Source organism: Candidatus Kerfeldbacteria bacterium, from assembly GCA_016214565.1.
In the GTDB taxonomy this organism is placed as follows: domain Bacteria; phylum Patescibacteriota; class Patescibacteriia; order UBA10025; family JAHIVO01; genus JAXDBW01.
In genome coordinates this window covers 1,054,576-1,073,706 of record JACROE010000002.1, presented here as the reverse complement: position 1 = coordinate 1,073,706, position 19,131 = coordinate 1,054,576, and the positions used below count along the sequence as shown (strand labels likewise).

Here is a 19,131-nt window from a genome sequence, read left to right as displayed (position 1 = left end):
TCAAGCTTGTCAAGATGAGCTAGTCAAAAGGATTGGCAATTTCCTTAAAGACGCGTCCATCTGTCGGCGTCTGTTTTTGCTGTATTTGATTGAGAGCAGTTTCGAACTCCGTAGTGTTGACTTTTTTGCGGCGAGCAATTATTTCGGTTTGATCGATTGGCTCTGGATTAATAACGCTCAGATAAACGTTTGTATAAATAAATTGAGCCAAAATAATCAAAAGTATTAATACTACACTGTTTACTGCCAGGGCAATATGACGCTTCAGCCAAAAAACTATTGAAACAGAGTATTGCTGAAAAAGTTGTTTACTATTTGGTATATGCATACGCGTTAAAACTCATGGTCAAGCGACTATTAACCCTCGTTATGAGAGGATCGCTTAAGCTGACATACTGATCAAGTTGCTCGAGGATTGATAAATAATTCAAACACTCAGCCCACGTGCAGGAAATAGTTAATTTCATGCTAAATGTATTTTGTGTTGGTTCTCCGAGTAATGCCAATTCTTGTTCAACGCCATTATCTTCAGCGACTGTTTCCAATGCGGAAATAAGATTAAGCACTTCCTCCCCATCAATAAATATTTTTTCTAAGTCTTTAATATTTTCTTCAATACTCGAAAGTTCTCGCTGCGTTTGTTCGATATTGGATCGTTCTCGTTTCAAAATTTCGAGCTGAACGCGCTTGTCATGTATACTCGTTTTTGCTTCGGATATTTCGTGTAGCTGAGGAATAACAAATAATACTAAAGTCACTATCAACACAATTGATGCGCTGCCACCAAAAATCAATAGTTGTTTGTACTTCAAAAACTTATTCATACAATTCCTCAGGCGTTATTTGAGCGGTGATGGCAAAAGTTATATTTTCTCGTTGTACAAGATTTGATATAGGAGATTGGACATTTGAAAGCAGGGGGGTTGACTCCAATGCTTTTAACAAATTTTGGTACGACTCGCGAGTAGGGGCGCTTCCTGAAATGTTTATTTCCTGATTTTTCCCCACAATCGAAATAGAATTGATAGTAATATCCTTTGGAATAAGTGTTGAAAATGTAGTAAGAAAATCGGTCCAACTTATATAGTTTTTCTGAATTGAGCGAACACGTTCAATAGTGGTATTAAGCGTTGCAGTGGCATCGTTGATGGTTGACAGCTTTCCATCTTCTTTAATGATACGCTCATCTTCTATTTGGGCATCTAAATTATTTGCTTGATTATCTAATAAAGTAATCGAAAATATTATGACAATACTGGTGATCGCCAATACGCTAACCGTAATAAATAGTATGTTTTTTGATACAAAACCATACCATTCCAGCTGAATTTGCTTTTTCTGCATGCGAGATAATAGGTTCACCCCAGGGTATAGGCTCATAGTATTTTTTTCAAAGCCAGACCAATCGCTGTTGAATAAGAGGCCGTGTTAAGTTTAGCAATGTGTTCATCGTGTGACTTGAGTACGCGAATATTTGTGTAGCTGTCGCCAATCGATATCGGAATGTTTAATTGAGCAGCCAAATATTGCTGAATTCCTGATAATTTGCCTACATTGCCAGTAAGCAAAACCTGCGTTATCGATTTTTTCCCGAGCATGTACTCGCTGTAATATTGGACGTACTCCTTCAGTTTGTTGACTAATTGTGCCATGAGTGGTTCAAGTACAGATTTTATCTGTCCGCGACCTTTGTGGTAATCAAGGCCGTATAGTATTTTAATTTTTTCAGCATCTTCAAATGATAAAGATAATTTATGGGCAACCGCTCGAGTCATTTCATTTCCACTTACCTCAATCGATGATGAAAATTGAACTGCGTCATTGTGAAATATAATAATATTAGTTCGGCTTCTGCCAAGGTCAATAATCATAATCGACGCATCGGGATTTGTTTTGGTGTTAATAAGAGACCGTGAAATTGCAACAGATTCATTTTCTGCACAAATGGGCACCAAACCAGCTCGGGTAACAATATCTGCGTAGCCATCGATAATATTTTTTGGGCTGACTGCAACCATGCACTGCATTTTATCTTTGGCGAGGGACGGTGAGCTTTTGACGACGTGCCAATCGTATTGGACTTCGTTGATATTAACTGGAATGTTTTGTTCAATTCCCCAGCGAACAGTTCCCGCTAGTTCATCAGATGGTACTAACGGGACGGTAACAACCTTCACAAATGATCTTTTTTCAGGAACTGAGAAGTTTACAAATTTTGACTGCAGTTTTCCATAATCAGGCTCTTTTACCATTGAAACCAAAAGTTTTGTAACTGCATCGGGGTTACTGACCGTACCTGATCGAATTAAATCTTGAGGAATTGATTTTTCGCTGAAGCTTATAATTCGATATTTATTTTTCCCGCTTTGGCGAAATTGAATAAAGCGAATTTTAGAATCACTAATATCTAATCCGATTAGGTTATTGAAATGATTGTAGTTAAATATTGACATTGCTACAATTCGAGCCAATTAGTTTTACTGGTAGTCCATATGCCGCCGGGGCCGTTTGCGAAAGACGCATTGGCCAATCCAGATTCATATGACACGGTGGAGCCGTTGGATAAGTATAATTTATACGCAGTTGCTTCTTTTAAGGCGGCATTGTTGGACACATTTATCATACCATTACCGGCGTAAAAAATAACAGTTTCAGCGTTATTGCTTATTATAATATCATTGTCGAGCGTGCTACTGGTAGTCAAAAACATAATATAGCTGCCTGAAGTACCAGAACCATTAAAAACACAGTTGTTATTAACATTAATCTTACCATCAGCTACGACGATGCCGCTGGTTGCTCCATAGCCTGGGTCAAGCGAGATAACCGCCCCATTGCTTAACGTAATCGTACCTGACACCCAAATCGTCCCACGGATAGTTAATTGAGCCCCGTTATCGATTAACATATTTCCTGTAATCTTTGTTGGGCCAAGGGTAGCAGTCGCAAAATTAGTAAGAGTATAGTCGCCCGTAATAGTTCCTCCTGCTTCTGCAATCGATTTCCATTCAGTGATCTGACCATCAGATACGGGCATATTTTCAGGAGCAGGATCCGTGCTATTTGCATGCTTTGTTCTACCCACCGTGGTTCCGGTAATATCACCGGGGTCAGCAGTAAAAAAAGCGTCACATTCAACCCAGCTATTCAGGATGCGATGAGCGTAGGCATTGCCATGGTGTGTGGCATAGTGGCCGTTATCGCACGTGTGCCCTTTATCACCAATTTGTAATCCGTTGATAGAAGTGACTATGCCGCCGAGCCAAATTTTAAACGTAAAGTCGCCACTGGCACTCGTCCAACTGCTGAGGTTAGTACTCGATTTACCCGTACCATTTGTATATGCAGTATCTGTGGTTTTGCCAGAAATGTAATAGCGGTCATTCCGACTGCCACCGTCAACAATAACCCAGTAAGTTGTTCCGGCAGTAAGTTGTGGATTGGTGTTAAAGGTTACATCAACCCAACCGTAACTTGTGGTGACTAGGCTTGCACTAAGTGTGCCGCTGGTTAAAGAAGTGCCTGGGTTTCCGGAATTGTCGGAGTATATGTGAACAGTAGCATTTCCAGGAGACCCAACCTTTTTTAAATATAGACTTACTTTATTAACCACCTCTGAAATATTTGTTTTGAAACTCTGGGCGATGTCTGATGGATTGGGGCTCGCCTGCCCGAAGGGGAAATCAGATGTAGTTGTTGTTTGTTCTTGGTTTGTTGCAAGGGCAGTTCCGCCTGCTACATAGACATCGCCAGTGACGTATGCCCCATTACCCGCTGTAATTGAACCATTGGAATATACGTTACCATTGACATAACTATTGTTAGCCATGTCTAATCCACCGGCTCCGACTTGAACGCCATAAAAAAAGGATGCACCGGAAGAAACTGATTGCTGAGTAATTTCTTCAGTCACAACTTTTGTAACAGAAAGATAGGTACCAGTTGAGACGATACGATAACTTAATCCAACAGACGTTAATGTAGTGCTAAATTGGCCATTGTCAAAAGTTGTCGTTTCGCCGGTATAGGGACTACTGCATTCGGTGGGGTTATTTAAGCACCAGGTAGCTTTTGCAATGCCTGCTTCAGCGATGTTACGAGCTTTTTCTAGTACGGCTTGGCGCTGTACTATTTGACGGGTGTTATTTGATTGAGCAAACAACGTCGCTCCAATAGTTAAAAATACCGAGATAAATATAATGACTATAATAATTGTTTGTCCGCGTTGTGCCGGCATAGCTACGGTGAGTTTCTTAAAAAGATAGTCGATTGGCCAGTGTTTGTTATTGTCCGATTTGCGGCAAATTGGCTCAGGGAAAGAATTAATTCTACGCGGGAGATGTCCACCGTTGTTTCTGAATCGTAGTTAATTTGTAATGAACTGAGATGAGTCGTAAGGGTTGTCGTGGTTGAGCTTCGTGCACTGGCTGGGTCGGCCTCTGTGATCATCACTAAGGAATTAGGAGTACCAACTGGGCTAGTAAGAATAAAGTAGTCGTACGCGTTGTTGACTATCAAATCATTCGCATCGATAGCAGGTGATTTAACAATTACTGTATGAGAGCCGGTTGTATATGTATTCCCACCTATGGTGAGGCTCGCGACTACTTCGGTAGCGCCGCGAACTGATTTCGTACTGACTGCAAAGATGCGGCTGAGTTCGGTCGAAAGCGTATTTCGTACGAGTTGCACTTTGTACACATTGATGTACGTCAAATACGAAGCAAAAACAATGCTAAAGATTATAACAACGATAATGAGAGTGACGAGCAATTCCTGCAAATTCATGGCTTAAGGTGAGATTAAAGTAGATAGTTCAACACTTTTTGTAGCGCCACGTTCTGACCAGGTAACCTGCGCGGTTACAGCTTTTAAATCATCAAAAAGTGGATCCGGATGGCTAATCGTTAGCAAACCAGCTGCGCTGGGTAGCTGGGGTACGCCGTAGCGCTGCCATTGGTCAGGAAGGCTTCCTGATGTATCGCTGTCGAAATTATAACTGTGGGTATTGAGTCCAGTGATTGAGACTGAATCAAAATACATACGCGTTTGGGCATTCCCCCCAAAGCCAAGCTTGCCTTTGGTTAGTTCATTTTGGGCATCAGTACCCGTTACCAGGGGGGAGCCATCAAGCGTAATGGTAAAAGTGCCATCCGTAACGCTTGCGGCTAATGTGTACCAAGAATTTTTTGAAAAAACGTGACTCGTGGTTCCTAGTTGACTGGTTACACCAGCAACTTTTTTTTCCAAAACCGCTTGGGTACTCGTGATGTTTAGGGAGTAATAGTTTTGTGGGTCTTGGTAGCGATAGAAATAGTATACCGACCAGCCATTTCCTGAACTATTATTGACCATAAATGAGCTCGAAAAGTCAAAGTTTTTATAGCCAAATTCAGGAATAAATATTTGACTCGCCGGGGTGTAGGAAGCGTTGGGTACCACAGTAAGTACATGAGTTCCACTTGGCGGAGACGCTAGTGTTTCTACGGTCCAGGTACCCTGAGTGTACGCTACGCCGATGAAGGGAGCGTTTGTTCGTGTATCGAGAGTGTCAAAATCAGTATTGCGAATAATTTCAAGCTCCTCCGCTGCTGCGATATATGCGAGTGAGCGGTGATGGAGGTAGCGGTCAGTCGTAGTGGCGGTGTACGTTGCACCAAACAATATGATAAGAATGCTGGTTAATCCAATGGTAACAACAGATTCAATAATGCTAAAACCAGATGAGGTGTACGTCTGTGTATTAAATCGCCTCGACCAATCCATACATAGGTTGCAATACTGATAAGGCTAGAAAAGCAACAGCGCCTCCGATAAAAAGCATAAGAATAGGTTCAATTACACTGGAAAGCGTATTCAATGTTTGATCCACATCTTCTTCGTAAAAATCAGCAATTTCTTCAGTAATACTATCCAGAGTACCGCTTTCCTCACCGACACTAATCATTTGAGTGACAATTGGCGGAAAAAGTTTTGATTCATTTTCTAACGTTTTTACAATACTAACACCTTTTTTCACTTGTTCTGAGGCGATGAGTACTGCATTGCTGTAATGCACATTGCCCAATACTTTTGAAATAATCTGCATAGTTTGAACAATGGGAATATCAGTTTTGAGCAAAGAGCTGAGTGTTCGAGTAAAACGGGCTAAATTAACTTTTTTTACCACTGGAGAAATAAGCGGCAATTTCAAAATGGTAGCATGAATTAATTTTTTCCCTGACTTCGTTTTGCGAAAGCGAAGAAATGCTACTGCGAGAACAGCGACGAAGCCGACTACGTACAGTAAATAATTTTTCAGCAGGTCGCTAAAAGCAACCAATATCTTTGTAGTCACCGGCAATTCAGTGGTGGACTCGTCAAATACTGAAAGTAGCTGGGGGACGACGGTAACCATCATGACTACGCCGATCACAATCATGGCAAAAATGACTATAGAGGGATACGTCAGTGCTGCGCGAACTTTGCTGACAATCTGATGATCTTTTTTCATTTGATTCGTCAGCGTAATTAATATTTCATCGAGCTTACCGCTGGCTTCACCAGCCGATATCATGTTTACAAAAATTTCGGGAAATACTTTAGGAAAACGCTGAAGTGAGTTTGACAAAGCTGCGCCGCTCTCCACGTCGCTTCGAATATCATCAATGATGCCCTTAAATTTCTTATTTGATGTTTGTGCCGAAAGCGTCTTTAGCGCTTGAGATAATGAAAAGCCAGTTTTCACCATAATCGACAAGTTTTGCGTAAAAAATATTTTGTCGACTATTGGCACACCGCTCATTGAATTCATCATTGACTGAAAAAAATTAGTGCCTCCACCTGGCCTCATTTCCTTGGCTTGAGTAAGAATAAGACCCTTATTTTTCAAATCGTCTGCAAGCGCATCTGTACTTTTTGCTCGCATTCGGTCTTTTACTAGTTTTCCTTCAGGTGTTCTGGCGGTATATTGGTATTCTGCCATAGTATTTTTTATTCTTGGGTGGCTCTTAATATTTCTTCAATCGAGGTAACTCCATTTTTTGCTTTTATAAATCCATCTTGCATCATAGTTAACATGCCATCATCAATCGACGCTTTTAAAATAACCGGAACCGGTTCATGATCAACGATCATTTTAGCAATTTTTTTGGTAATTTCTAAAACCTCAAAAATTCCAACGCGTCCTTTATATCCGCTATTACCACACTGTTTGCAACCCTTGCCTTTATAAAAAAGGAGGGATTCTATTGGAACTTCAGCAGACTGAATAATTCCCTGAGTTTCCAAAACTTTCAAAATAGCCTTTAAATCGAACTTTTTTTCTAAATCCAAGATAGCCTTTTTTGAAAGTGTGTAACTTTGGATGCACCCTGAGCAAATTTTTCTCACAAGTCGCTGTGCAATAACAACGTTGGTTGTAGAAGCAATTAAAAACCGTGGAACGTCCATTTCTTCGAGACGGGGGAGTGTCGTAACAGCATCGTTCGTGTGCAAAGTAGAAAGTACTAAGTGTCCGGTTAGCGCCGCATGAGTTGCAATTTGCGCAGTTTCGTTGTCGCGAATTTCTCCGACCATAATAATATTCGGATCTTGTCGTAAGAGTGAACGCAATCCAGCAGCAAAGGTAAATCCAATTTTTGGGTTAACTTGACTTTGATTTATCCGAGGCATCCGGTATTCGACGGGATCTTCAATTGTCGAAATGTTTACTTCTGGTCGATTGAGCAGTGACATTAATGTGTACAGCGTTGTCGTTTTACCGCTTCCGGTTGGCCCGGTGACGAGGAGCATTCCTTGCGGTTTTAGCACATTGGCCTGAACAATTTCCAGCGCCTTAAGCTGAAAGCCGATCTGCTCAAGTGAAAGTGATTTTGACGATTCATTGAGTAAACGCATGACGATTTTTTCGCCATCAAAGACAGGTATAATAGAAACGCGAAATGATATTTTATATTCGGACGTGGCGATCTTAAATCGACCGTCTTGAGGAAGGCGGTGTTCATCAATTTTGAGGTTTGATAATATTTTTATACGAGCGGTAACACCGGGTTGTAAATTTTTTGGTAATCGCATCGCTTCACGAAGCACACCATCAACTCTATATCGAACCATGATGTCCTTATCGGTTGGTTCGATATGAATATCTGACGCGCCTTCAAATATTGCATACTCAAGCAGCGTATCAACAATTCGGACAATAGGAAGGTCTTGTGCAAGTTGTTGTAAATTTTCTTCACCTTCTTTTAGGGCGACGTCCCCTTTGGTAATGTTTTTGAACTCTGATGAAAGGCCTTTGTGGAATTGAGTGGCCACTTCTTTGATGCTTGAGGGGGTGGTGACGTGTACCTTGATGCGAAGACCTGTCTTTTTTTTGAGAAATTCAATTATTTGTAAATTTTTTGGGTCGGTAGTACCAACTTTGAGTTCTGTTTCAGATTGATCAAAAGCGACTATTTGGTACGTTTGAACAATTGTCTCCGGAATCAATGTCAAGATATCCTTCCGGATGGATAACCGCCGCAGGTCAATAAAAGGGATTTTATAATAATTTCCAATCGCTTCGTATAAAACGTTTTCCGAAACGATGTTTTTACTAATCAGATACTCGATGATCCCGCCGCCCTCTGTAGCATTTTTTTGCAAAGCCTGTTTTAACTGATCCTCGGGGATCACGTTCGACGTTGCGAGTATCTTTTTAATTTCTTCGTTTGATATCATTTTGAGCGAATTTTACCTCCGTTCGCTCGTATAATATAGCAGAAAAACTCACTTTCGTCAAAGTACCCCATTTATCTAGGGTTTTCGAAAGTCATACAAATGAATTGAGTATCCAATCGTCGTATTTGGTGAATATTTTTGCAACCAAGCGTATTCGCCTTCCTTTGAGTACAGTGCGGTGATGCTAATTGCGACGACGCAGTTAAGGTTGTCTGTTGAAGTAAAATGTTGATTATCCGGCAAATACCGATAATCAATGCCGTAATAATTTAACTCTGTTTGCCCGAAGTATGCCATGCAAACATATGGTATATTATGTTTCCGTAAATATGTTTTTAGTTTTTTAACATCCTGACCCCAATCGTTGTTTGAATCGACAAGATATCGATATCCATTTTTTGACCCGCCAATAAATTCGTTAAAATATGATAAGTAGTTGGGGAAAATTGTTATTGAAGAAAGTATGTACAAACTCATGCCAATAATAATTAATAATCGCGGAAACCAGCCAGTGTTTGTCCAAAATCGGTAAATAGCCCACCCTAAAATACTAAAAATAAATGGATAAATGACAAGTACGTGCCGTATTCCGAGATTTAAACTACCATTCATACTAATCAGAAAAAATATCGACGGTGGTAGAATTAAAAAATAGAAATGAATAGGAACGCGTGCAAACATTTTTTTTATAGAACGTGTTGTTTTGAGCGTTTGGACAGCTCGATACACTCCGAATAAAATGACCGCAGCTAGTCCCACCAAGGTAATAGCTGGTGTTTTGATTGCGACTGCAACTGGAAAGTAATACCACCAGCCAAATTCAGCATGGTTTCCCATTAGGTAGGAAGTGTGGCCAAAGTAATCATGGAAGTACACCTGGATCAATCCGTCAAAATACGGGAGAAATGGAATGGGTACTGATTGCATCAATGAAGAAACTATTTTCCCGCTTTTAGAAGCAGGATCAGCTAGAGAAATAATTTTTTGGATTAAAACGTCCTGGTTTTTTACTTGATCAGTAACAATCAAAACTTCGCGCTTATTAAGAAGTTTTTGAACAGAAATGTCATCAATCAATTTTGGTGCCTGAAAACCGTATACTACCGAGAGTATCATTATGGTCACGGCCGCCATGCCGCCGAATAGCAGAAAAAAGTTCTTCACTGTTTGCTGTACCCTTAGTTCATGCGATCGCCATAAACTCAAAAAATACATGATTAGGATAATTGGAATAAGAAAAATTGCAGAATACTTGCTCGCTTGGGCAATGCCAAAAACCACCCAAAAACCAATTAACCAGCGCACTTGGCCAAACTTGAGGTATTTATAGAAATAATATATGGTGATATAGAAGCAGAGCGTCAAGGCCAGATCGGTCGTAACATACCGACTATGCGCAATAATAGTAGGGTCAAGTACGTAAAATATAAGCGCAATAAAAGCGCTTGGCGTGCCGAACATTTCTTTGGTCCAACGGAATATCCACCAGCCAAGCAGTAGACTCAGGCACATGATCGGTAGGCGCCCGAGGAAAAATAGCGTATCAGCAGAAATTCGATTATAATATAAAAAGTTTTTCGCAAATAGCCATTGATCTGACGCTCTCCAAGCTTGTGAATTAAATGGCTGATTTAGAGAATGATGTATCAGATACAGCGGTAGCGCTGCTAACTCCTTGATCAACGGCGGGTGCTCTCGATTGAGACGGAAATCGCCCGTTGCTAAGTAACTGTAGCCTGCTGCTAAATGCGCCCCTTCATCTGTTGTCTGTGTTTCTAAACGAATAGATGATATCTCTAGTGCGAGCATTCCGCCTAGCAATAGTATAACTGCAAGTATTTGAATTTTACGATAATGCATATTGTTTCACTACTCAAGCGATTAGTTTCACGGCGCGACCCATTTCTTTCTCGCGATCGGGTTTCGGTTCTGCTTATTGCAGCCGGATTGGCATTTAATGTTGGTCAGTGGATATACCTGGCATTGGTCGTCAGCCCGTATGAAGAGGTTATGTACTTACATTATAACATTTACTTTGGGGTAGACCTTGTTGGCCAATGGTACAGAATTTTTTTGATGCCGGCAATAGGTACTGGCATCATGATACTTAATATAATTTTTGCCCGGCAGCTTCATAAAAAGTCTTTTATTTTGTCTCGATTACAACTTAGTTTTTCTCTTGCCTGTCAGGTTCTGTTAGTTGTTGCCAGTTACTTGATTATGCGTCAGAACACGTTATAGTAATAACTATGGAATTGCCCGAAAATATTGATATTATTAAAGTTTTTTTGCTTACCACGATCGCTTTTGTGGTGACGCTTGCGTGGACCCCGCTTTTAACCCATTACTTGTATAAGTTTAAAATGGGGAAAACGATCCGTGAAACAGGCGAAACTCCAATTTATAGTAAATTACATCAGGGAAAAGCTGGCACTCCCACCATGGGGGGGTTGCTGATCTGGGTAACCACGGCGGTGCTGGCAATTTTTTTCTTTGTCCTGGCAAACATGGTTGATAATCCATTTATTGATAAGCTCAATTTTCTTAATCGATCGCAAACTTGGCTACCGCTTGCCGCCCTCGTTGCTTCTGCCATCATTGGATTTATTGATGACATATTTAATATTAAAGGAGTTGGCGCCCATAGTGGAGGGCTTCGCGTCAGGCATAAATTACTACTTTACACCCTTATTGCTGTGGTTGGTGCCTGGTGGTTTTATTATCGGCTCGACTGGACGACCATCCACGTTCCATTTGTGGGGAATTATGATATCGGTATATGGTATGTCCCCATTTTTTTATTTATTATCGTAGCAACCGCTTTTTCCGTGAATGAAATTGATGGTCTGGATGGTTTGGCGGGCGGGACGCTCTTAGCTGCGTTCGGTGCTTTTGGCGCAATTGCGTTTGCTCAAGGCAGGATGGATTTAGCCGCTTTCTGTGGAGTGATTATTGGTTCACTGCTTGCTTTTTTATGGTTTAACATCAATCCGGCACGTTTCTTTATGGGTGACACGGGTGCGATGTCCCTTGGGGTTACGCTTGGCATCGTTGCCATGTTGACAAATGCCGCTTTGTTACTTCCCATTATTGGGTTTATGTTTGTTTTGGTTTCTGGCTCCGTTATTATTCAAATTATCGCGCGTAAGACAATTCATAAAAAAGTTTTTATTTCGTCGCCATTACACCATCATCTTGAAGCTCGGGGTTGGCCAGAACCAAAAATTGTTATGCGATTTTGGATAATCGCGGCAGTGACTGCTGTATTGGGCGTAATAATATTTTTAGTTGATCGATAATGCGAAGACGCGGAGTATTTATTGCAGTATGTAATCTGATAAGCCGTGGCGGTAAGTTTTTGCTCGTTCAGGAATCAAAATACTTTGTTCGTGGTCAATATAACTTTCCAGCTGGTAATATGGAACTAGGAGAAACGATCGTAGAATGTGCCACCCGGGAGGCGTTTGAAGAAACTGGTTTTCGAGTTAAACCAACCAAGTTAATTGGCATCTATCAGGTGCGGCTTACTCAGCGGGGCAATACTCTGATAGCTCCTGTGGTAGTTTCTAAAATTATTGGCGGGAGGTTGCGAATTACATCTGAACATCCAGCAATACAATGGTTTTCATACGATGAAATTAAAGCATTGGCGAAGCAAGGTAAAATCCGCAGTAACAATGTTTTGGCGGCTATTGAACGATACCGCCGAAAACAAGTAATACCGCTATCTGTTTTTATTGAGCTACCATCAAAATTAAGGAAATAGTCAGGTAGCATTCGCACATCTCACTTCAAAAAAGTGAGCTTTTGTGGTATAGTAGTGCCTACGTATGGTAAAGAAAATTATTCGTAATCGGCATGGTTTGCGCCTAGTTACGCTCATCCAGATCAACCCTCGAGCCCGTGGGTTGGTTTTTGTTATGCACGGATTGGGTGGTTTTAAAGAGCAAAAGCATATTGAGCTGGTAGCGAAAACATTTTATGAACGAAATTTTACGGTCGTTCGTTTTGATACAACAAATAGTGTGGGTGAAAGCGGAGGGGCGTATGAAAATGCGACGGTCACTAATTATTACCAAGATTTAGAAGATGTTATTAAGTGGGCACGGACGCAGCCTTGGTTTCAGCAGCCATTCTGGCTGACCGGGCACTCGCTTGGCGGTATCTGTTCAATTTTATATGCTCAACGATATCCTGAGCAGGTAGCATCACTGATACCCATATCTCCTGTAGTATCAGGCAAGCTGAGTATCTCACGCGTTGAAAAGAAGAGGGAATATGTTCAATGGGAAAGAACAGGCTGGCTTATCAAATACAGCAAAAGCAAACCTGGGTTAATCAAACGATTAAAATGGTCTCATATGGAAGATCGTTTACGATATGATGTGTTGCCTCAGGCAAAGCGTTTAATTATGCCGACTTTATTGATTGTCGGAGAAAAAGATGACAGTACTCCTGCAGAACATGTTTTTAAACTCTATCAACGCCTTACCTGCCAAAAAAAGTTTGTCCTCATACCAGATGCACCGCACACATTTCGTGAGAAAAAACAATTAACTTTAATAAAAGACATTATTTATAAATGGATCGGCCCTGATCTAAGGCTGAAAGGAAAGCGGGTAACAGTGATGGGATTAGGATTGCACGGCGGTGGAATAGCAGCGGCGCGTTGGGCGCATAAGCGTGGTGCACACGTTATCGTAACTGACTTACGATCGCGCAAAATTCTAGCCGCATCAATCAAACGGTTACCAAAGAAAAATATTACGTACGTGCTTGGCAAGCATCAAATGAGGGATTTTACTCATACTGACTTAGTAATCCAAAATCCTGGCGTGCCAAATTATTCACCTTACATTAAAGCGGCTCATCAAGCACAAGTGCCCGTCGAAAATGAATTAAGTATTTTCTATCGTTTGAGTAAGTCGCCAATCATTGGGGTGACTGGGACGAAGGGCAAGTCCACAGTGACGCAATTGATTTATGAAATACTTAAGCACGCGAAGAAACGACCGTTGCTTGGGGGTAATATTCGTATTTCACCGTTTGATTTGCTTTCAAAAACAATTAGTAGTCGTACCGCGGTACTGGAGCTGTCTTCTTTTCAGCTCGAGGATAGCGCGCAGGCACGGCACAGCCCACCGATTGCCGTAGTAACTAATATTCTGCATGATCATCTGAATCGTCATAAAACGGTCATCGGCTACCATAATGCGAAAAAGAATATTTTTAGATTTCAAAGCCAGGACGATTGGACGATCTTGAACTATGATGATCCCACGACTCGGATGTGGGGAAGAGAAGTGCCTGGCAAGCGCATGTGGTTTTCTCGTAAATCAATTAACGAGCAGCACGCCGTATTTGTTCATAAAAGAGCCATATTTGTGCGCATTAATGGTGTTTTGTCTGAAGTTATGCGGTTATCTGATTGTGGACTTCGTGGTGCTCATAATGTATCAAATATTCTGGCGGCCATAGCGGCTGCGCGAATTTCTGGTGTGTCACATACCATTATTCGAAAAGCGGTTATTGCGTTTCACGGTTTGTCAGGCCGGATGGAGGTCATTCGCGAAATACAGGGTGTAGCGTATATCAATGATACGACCGCGACTATTCCAGACGCTGCTATAGCCACACTGAAATCAATCAACTCGAAAGTTGTACTGATCGCCGGTGGCGCTGATAAGCGATTGGATTTTAATGAGTTTGTGAAAACAATACGCCAGCACGCAGTTTGGTGCATATTGTTGTCTGGTTCCGCTTCAGACAAAATTAACCAGTTACTACGAAAGAAAAAATATTATCAATGTACGACCGTTCATTCGATGCAAGCAGCTATTCAAGTTGCACAGGAAAAATCCGTGGGTCGATACCCAGTTGTACTATCACCAGGCGCGGCAAGTTTCGGTATGTTTCAAAATGAATTTGATCGCGGCGATCAATTTAGCAAATTTGTTTTATCAATTCGTTAACGTATGTCCGTATCCACACATAAACCAGATTATCGAATTATTGCCATAGTAGGAGTGATTGTCCTGTATGGGCTGGTTATGCTTGCTTCAGCGAGCTCAGTGCTGTCATTCGAAAAGTTTGGCGATAGTAATTATTTACTCAAGCATCAGTTACTGTACGGTGTGCTGATCGGCACGGTTGGTTTGATTGTTATGGCAAAAATTGATTATCACGTGTGGCGGAAGTTCGCTTTTCCACTCATGGCGGTAACGGTAATTTTATTGCTAGGCGTGCTTATTCCCGGTATTGGTTTTGAGTATGGCGGAGCCAGACGGTGGATCCAGCTTGGGCCCATTATATTTCAGCCGAGCGAAATGCTGAAATTAGCTTTTATCTTGTATTTGGCAACTCTCTTTGAGAAAAATAAAGAGGGGATTAAAGAGGCTGGTTATGGTTTGATTCCCTTTATTATTATTGCGGGCAGCGTCGTATTTCTGATCATGCTGCAGCCAGACATGGGAACAATGGTTACCATTGCATTGATTGGATTTTTAATATTTTATGTAGCCGGAGCTCCGCTCAAGCATTTGGCAATTCTTGTTGCCAGCGCAGTTTCGTTGTTTTTTGTATTGATTAAGCTTGCGCCATATCGGGCTGCTCGATTTACAGTTTTTTTAAATCCAGCACTTGATCCGCAGGGGATAGGCTATCATATCAATCAGGCGTTGCTGGCGATCGGAAGTGGCGGCTTGTTCGGCCTTGGGCTCGGTCATTCCCGCCAGAAATATCTGTATTTACCTGAGGTAACCGGGGATTCAATTTTTGCGATTGTTGCTGAAGAAATGGGGCTTTTTATGTCCGTTGCACTCATTTTGCTATTTATTTGGTTTATGAAGCGCGGCCTACTTATTGCGAAAAAAGCGCCCGACACATTTGGCAAATTAGTAGCCACGGGAATTGTTATTTGGATCGTCATGCAAGCTTTTATCAATATTGCAGCAATGGTTACGCTGGTGCCGCTGACCGGTATTCCATTACCTTTTATCAGTTATGGGAGTTCAGCATTGGTTACCTCTTTAGTTGCCATAGGTATTTTGATTAACATTTCTAAACAGACAAAAGCATGAAGATCGTTTTTACTGGCGGTGGCACGGGTGGGTCGATTATGCCATTGTTGTCAGTTGCAAAAAAGGTGAAAGCCATCAGGCCTGATGTGGAGCTTTATTTTATTGGACCTCGCGACGGAACTATTGAATTTGAGCTATTTGAGGGAGAGGCCATATCCTCGCGTCGAGTTTTTTGTGGAAAATTTAGACGTTACTTTTCATTGAAAAATGTAGTTGATATATTTTTAATTGTGCTGGGGTTTTTCCAGTCAATCGGAATTTTTTTACGCATGCGTCCGGATGTTATTATTGGTTCGGGCGGATACGTCCAAGTGCCGGTCATGTGGGCGGGCTGGGTGTGTGGGGCACGTATTTATATTCATCAGCAAGATGTGCGCCCATCGTTGTCAAATATTTTGATGCTTAATGTAGCCAAGCGAATTACCGTTTCATTTGAAAAATCATTAGCGCGTTTCCCCGCACATAAAACAGAATGGACGGGAAACCCTGTTCGTCACATATTTACCCAGCCGAACCCACAACGTGCATTCACTGGATTGAACTTTGATCAAAACATTCCAATTATTTTAATCCTAGGTGGTGGGACGGGCTCAACTGGACTTAATTCAATTGTCCAACAATCACTGCCTAAATTAATCGAACAGTATCAAATAATTCATTGTACTGGTGTCGGAAAGCGTGTGGCTGGCATCGATCACGCGCACTATCGGCAGTTTGAATTTATTTCAGATGGTATTGCTGACTATATGGCGGCGGCACAGGTAGTGGTGTCTCGAGCCGGCCTTTCTACTTTGAGCGAACTTTCGACTGTATCCGCAGTAACATTGCTCGTACCGCTTCCTGATTCACATCAGGAAGAAAATGCTTTATATTTTGCTGAAAAGAACGCCGCTGAGGTTATTTTACAAAAGGATTTGTCACCAGGAAGATTTATGAATACACTGAACGTATTGGCAACTGATGTAGTCCGTCGCGAGCAATTAAGCTCATCCATGGGGAAGATGATGAAACCCGACGCTGATAGTACCATTGCCTCACTGCTTATTAATTGATTATGCAAAACTATTCATTACAACGTGTTCACTGTGTCGGTATAGGAGGTATTGGCGTATCGGCCGTCGCTCGCATATTGCATCAACTTGGTTCAGCGGTGTTCGGTACCGATGTTTTTGATTCATTATTAGTAAAACAACTAAAAAAAGAGGGGATTACTATTGTAATTGGCGTACATCGGGCAGAAAGTTTGAAGGCAGGCACCACGCTGGTGGTTTACTCAAATGCGGTTCAAGAAAAAAATCCTGAACTGGTACGAGCGAAAAAATTAAAAATACCGTGTCTGAGTTATCCTGAGTTTTTGGGTTGGTTTATGAATAAACATATTCCCATCGTGGTGAGCGGTACGCATGGAAAGAGCACCACCACGGCGATGCTGGCGACGATCTTTCTTGAAGCTGGTCTCGATCCAATGGTTGTCGTCGGTACTCAGGTTCCGGCTTTTGGTAATTCCCATGTTGGCTTAGGAAAACACTTCATCGTCGAAGGTGATGAATATCGAGCTGCTTTTCATCACTATACTCCGGACGGACTTATCATAAATAATATTGAGTCGGATCACCTTGATTTCTACAGGACAGAAAAAAATGTAGTCACTGCGTTTGACAAGCTAGCACGGAGCGTTCCAAAAGGCGGGACGGTGGTAGCAAATGCAGAGGATTCTAATGTTCAGAAAGTACTAAAACGACTGCGTGCTAATGTGACAACATTTGGACTGGCATATGGTGATTATTATGTTGGTCAGATTGAACGGCACGGAGAGATAACTCGCTTCAGTGTTCGTGGTATTGAGCGATTTGATTTGGCGATCCGCGTCCCCGGTGATCATAATATTCGTAATGCGCTTGGCGCGGCGCTGATGGCTCGCTCTTTTGGTATTTCTATAGATCAAATACAGCGGGGCTTATTGGTCTATCGAGGATGCTGGCGTCGATTTGAAATAACAGGTGAACCAGGCGGTGTTGTAGTGGTTGATGACTATGCGCATCATCCAACCGAAATTCGAGCTACACTACAAACAGCTAAACAATATTTTCCCAAACGGCGGATATGGTGCATTTTCCAGCCGCATAGCACCCATCGCACTAAATCTTTATTTAAAGACTTTGTAACAGCTTTTGGTGATGCAGACACTCTTGTTTTGTCCGACATTTATTTAGTGAGTGGGCGAGAAACCGCGGAGCGTCTGGCCACACCTTCATTGGTTAAAGAAATTTCGAAGATTCACCCTGATGTGCAGTATTATAAGTCATTTTCGGCAATTGTTAGTGCGGTTACGCGACAGATACGAACTGGAGATATTATCATAACCATGGGCGCCGGTACGATTACTGAGATTAACGAGCGCTTAATTTCAGCTATTAATAGAAAAATGCGTGGAAAAAAATAACCCACAATTACTGACTATTCTCCCCGGAGTTAAGGAGCGCGAAATTTTGGCGCCCTATACGAGCTTTAAAATTGGTGGGCCGGCACGGTATTTTTACTCGGCTACGAACAACTCCGACTTTGTACACGCGATACGTACTGCTCGTGAATTACGGATACCCTATTTTATTTTGGGAAATGGGAGCAACATTCTAGTTGCGGACAAGGGTTTTTCAGGTTTAGTCATAAAGCAGGATAATCATCAAATCATTTATCAGGGTACGACGGTAATTGCTGAGTCTGGCGTTAAATTGCAAAAATTAATTCGTGATACAATCAGCCATGGCTTAACTGGCTTGGAATATTTGATGGGCATCCCTGGCACAATCGGTGGAGGTGTCGCTGGAAACGTTGGAACCCCTCGCGCTGGAGAATGGATTGATGAGCACTTGGTATCAGTGGAAATTTTGGATGCAGAAAGTCACCAGCAAACAATCCCAAAATCACAATGCGATTTTTCATATCGATTTAGCAGATTTAAGTACACTGAAACTGAAATAATACTGTCAGCGACTTTTTCGCTGTCCCAAGCGCCGGCCGCAGAGATACAACAAAACGTAAAGATGTTTCTAGACAAGCGTTCGCACCAACCAATTCATTTACCGTGCGCTGGTTCCATTTTCAAAAATCCGCCTGGCCATAAGTCATGGCAATTGGTCGATGCAATTGGTTTTCGTGGAAAGCAAATTGGAGGGGCGCGGGTTGCGGATGAGCACTCTAATTTTATTGTTAATACTGGCAAGGCTACTGCGGAGGATGTGGCAATCCTTATTAGCTACATCAAGCAGCAAGTCCGGGATCGATTTGGCATACAATTGCAGGAGGAAATTAAATATGTTGGATTTGAACAATAAACTTGTGTGTTAAGTCG

General features: G+C 41.8%; 18 protein-coding genes. 8 read left to right on the top strand and 10 right to left on the bottom strand.

The window, feature by feature from the left end; genetic code table 11:
* Positions 1 to 19: 19 nt before the first annotated feature.
* From HZC01_05315 to HZC01_05270, 10 genes are all read right to left on the bottom strand, one after another.
* Positions 20 to 328, bottom strand: coding sequence for a hypothetical protein (locus tag HZC01_05315; protein ID MBI5038091.1), 309 nt, complete (start codon positions 326 to 328; stop codon positions 20 to 22).
* Positions 312 to 824 carry a type 4a pilus biogenesis protein PilO gene (gene pilO / locus HZC01_05310; GenBank protein MBI5038090.1) on the bottom strand — a complete coding sequence of 171 codons (513 nt, stop codon included), beginning with the start codon at positions 822 to 824 and terminating at the stop codon, positions 312 to 314. Before pilO ends, HZC01_05315 begins: the two co-directional genes overlap by 17 nt.
* Positions 817 to 1,344 carry a PilN domain-containing protein gene (locus HZC01_05305; GenBank protein ID MBI5038089.1) on the bottom strand — a complete coding sequence of 176 codons (528 nt, stop codon included), beginning with the start codon at positions 1,342 to 1,344 and terminating at the stop codon, positions 817 to 819. Before HZC01_05305 ends, pilO begins: the two co-directional genes overlap by 8 nt.
* Before the next feature lie 32 nt (positions 1,345 to 1,376).
* A complete protein-coding gene (gene pilM / locus HZC01_05300) occupies positions 1,377 to 2,453 on the bottom strand; it encodes a type IV pilus assembly protein PilM (protein ID MBI5038088.1) in 1,077 nt (358 codons plus the stop codon).
* 2 nt (positions 2,454 to 2,455) lie between these two features.
* Complete coding sequence (locus HZC01_05295; protein MBI5038087.1) at positions 2,456 to 4,237, bottom strand: hypothetical protein; 1,782 nt, start codon at positions 4,235 to 4,237, stop codon at positions 2,456 to 2,458.
* 2 nt (positions 4,238 to 4,239) lie between these two features.
* Positions 4,240 to 4,788 (bottom strand): hypothetical protein, encoded by a 549-nt coding sequence (locus HZC01_05290; protein ID MBI5038086.1) that lies wholly within the window; start codon positions 4,786 to 4,788, stop codon positions 4,240 to 4,242.
* 3 nt (positions 4,789 to 4,791) lie between these two features.
* On the bottom strand, positions 4,792 to 5,766 hold the full coding sequence (locus HZC01_05285; protein MBI5038085.1) for a hypothetical protein: 975 nt from the start codon (positions 5,764 to 5,766) through the stop codon (positions 4,792 to 4,794).
* Positions 5,744 to 6,964, bottom strand: a complete 1,221-nt coding sequence (locus tag HZC01_05280; GenBank protein MBI5038084.1) for a type II secretion system F family protein — start codon at positions 6,962 to 6,964, stop codon at positions 5,744 to 5,746. The genes HZC01_05285 and HZC01_05280 overlap by 23 nt, the downstream gene beginning before the upstream one ends.
* Positions 6,965 to 6,972: 8 nt before the next feature.
* Positions 6,973 to 8,700, bottom strand: a complete 1,728-nt coding sequence (tadA, locus tag HZC01_05275) for a Flp pilus assembly complex ATPase component TadA (protein ID MBI5038083.1) — start codon at positions 8,698 to 8,700, stop codon at positions 6,973 to 6,975.
* Positions 8,701 to 8,775: 75 nt separating this feature from the next.
* Positions 8,776 to 10,560 (bottom strand): glycosyltransferase family 39 protein, encoded by a 1,785-nt coding sequence (locus tag HZC01_05270; protein ID MBI5038082.1) that lies wholly within the window; start codon positions 10,558 to 10,560, stop codon positions 8,776 to 8,778.
* Here HZC01_05270 and HZC01_05265 point away from each other — a divergent pair.
* From HZC01_05265 to murB, 8 genes are all read left to right on the top strand, one after another.
* On the top strand, positions 10,555 to 10,941 hold the full coding sequence (locus tag HZC01_05265; protein ID MBI5038081.1) for a hypothetical protein: 387 nt from the start codon (positions 10,555 to 10,557) through the stop codon (positions 10,939 to 10,941). The two genes, HZC01_05270 and HZC01_05265, sit on opposite strands and share 6 nt — an antisense overlap.
* 8 nt (positions 10,942 to 10,949) lie before the next feature.
* Positions 10,950 to 11,999, top strand: a complete 1,050-nt coding sequence (mraY, locus tag HZC01_05260; GenBank protein MBI5038080.1) for a phospho-N-acetylmuramoyl-pentapeptide-transferase — start codon at positions 10,950 to 10,952, stop codon at positions 11,997 to 11,999.
* 59 nt (positions 12,000 to 12,058) lie between these two features.
* Positions 12,059 to 12,466, top strand: coding sequence for an NUDIX domain-containing protein (locus HZC01_05255; protein ID MBI5038079.1), 408 nt, complete (start codon positions 12,059 to 12,061; stop codon positions 12,464 to 12,466).
* 64 nt (positions 12,467 to 12,530) lie between these two features.
* Positions 12,531 to 14,672, top strand: coding sequence for a UDP-N-acetylmuramoyl-L-alanine--D-glutamate ligase (gene murD / locus HZC01_05250; GenBank protein MBI5038078.1), 2,142 nt, complete (start codon positions 12,531 to 12,533; stop codon positions 14,670 to 14,672).
* A gap of 3 nt (positions 14,673 to 14,675) precedes the next feature.
* Positions 14,676 to 15,779: a putative lipid II flippase FtsW gene (gene ftsW, locus HZC01_05245; GenBank protein ID MBI5038077.1), complete on the top strand. Its 1,104-nt coding sequence runs from the start codon at positions 14,676 to 14,678 to the stop codon at positions 15,777 to 15,779.
* The gene (locus HZC01_05240; protein MBI5038076.1) at positions 15,776 to 16,831 is read left to right on the top strand and encodes a UDP-N-acetylglucosamine--N-acetylmuramyl-(pentapeptide) pyrophosphoryl-undecaprenol N-acetylglucosamine transferase; all 1,056 of its coding nucleotides are present in this window, start codon (positions 15,776 to 15,778) and stop codon (positions 16,829 to 16,831) included. Before ftsW ends, HZC01_05240 begins: the two co-directional genes overlap by 4 nt.
* Before the next feature lie 2 nt (positions 16,832 to 16,833).
* Positions 16,834 to 18,222: a UDP-N-acetylmuramate--L-alanine ligase gene (gene murC / locus HZC01_05235; protein MBI5038075.1), complete on the top strand. Its 1,389-nt coding sequence runs from the start codon at positions 16,834 to 16,836 to the stop codon at positions 18,220 to 18,222.
* Positions 18,209 to 19,114 carry a UDP-N-acetylmuramate dehydrogenase gene (gene murB / locus HZC01_05230; GenBank protein ID MBI5038074.1) on the top strand — a complete coding sequence of 302 codons (906 nt, stop codon included), beginning with the start codon at positions 18,209 to 18,211 and terminating at the stop codon, positions 19,112 to 19,114. Before murC ends, murB begins: the two co-directional genes overlap by 14 nt.
* Positions 19,115 to 19,131: the final 17 nt, after the last annotated feature.

Bases quoted from the DNA above. Each gene is read 5' to 3' on its own strand.
- HZC01_05285 (MBI5038085.1), bottom strand. From the start codon at position 5,766: ATGGATTGGTCGAGGCGATTTAATACACAGACGTACACCTCATCTGGT.
- HZC01_05265 (MBI5038081.1), top strand. From the start codon at position 10,555: ATGCATATTGTTTCACTACTCAAGCGATTAGTTTCACGGCGCGACCCA.
- HZC01_05290 (MBI5038086.1), bottom strand. From the start codon at position 4,788: ATGAATTTGCAGGAATTGCTCGTCACTCTCATTATCGTTGTTATAATC.
- HZC01_05295 (MBI5038087.1), bottom strand. From the start codon at position 4,237: ATGCCGGCACAACGCGGACAAACAATTATTATAGTCATTATATTTATC.
- mraY (MBI5038080.1), top strand. From the start codon at position 10,950: ATGGAATTGCCCGAAAATATTGATATTATTAAAGTTTTTTTGCTTACC.
- pilO (MBI5038090.1), bottom strand. From the start codon at position 824: ATGAATAAGTTTTTGAAGTACAAACAACTATTGATTTTTGGTGGCAGC.
- tadA (MBI5038083.1), bottom strand. From the start codon at position 8,700: ATGATATCAAACGAAGAAATTAAAAAGATACTCGCAACGTCGAACGTG.
- HZC01_05270 (MBI5038082.1), bottom strand. From the start codon at position 10,560: ATGCATTATCGTAAAATTCAAATACTTGCAGTTATACTATTGCTAGGC.
- HZC01_05280 (MBI5038084.1), bottom strand. From the start codon at position 6,964: ATGGCAGAATACCAATATACCGCCAGAACACCTGAAGGAAAACTAGTA.
- ftsW (MBI5038077.1), top strand. From the start codon at position 14,676: ATGTCCGTATCCACACATAAACCAGATTATCGAATTATTGCCATAGTA.
- murC (MBI5038075.1), top strand. From the start codon at position 16,834: ATGCAAAACTATTCATTACAACGTGTTCACTGTGTCGGTATAGGAGGT.
- pilM (MBI5038088.1), bottom strand. From the start codon at position 2,453: ATGTCAATATTTAACTACAATCATTTCAATAACCTAATCGGATTAGAT.
- HZC01_05305 (MBI5038089.1), bottom strand. From the start codon at position 1,344: ATGCAGAAAAAGCAAATTCAGCTGGAATGGTATGGTTTTGTATCAAAA.
- murD (MBI5038078.1), top strand. From the start codon at position 12,531: ATGGTAAAGAAAATTATTCGTAATCGGCATGGTTTGCGCCTAGTTACG.
- HZC01_05240 (MBI5038076.1), top strand. From the start codon at position 15,776: ATGAAGATCGTTTTTACTGGCGGTGGCACGGGTGGGTCGATTATGCCA.
- HZC01_05315 (MBI5038091.1), bottom strand. From the start codon at position 328: ATGCATATACCAAATAGTAAACAACTTTTTCAGCAATACTCTGTTTCA.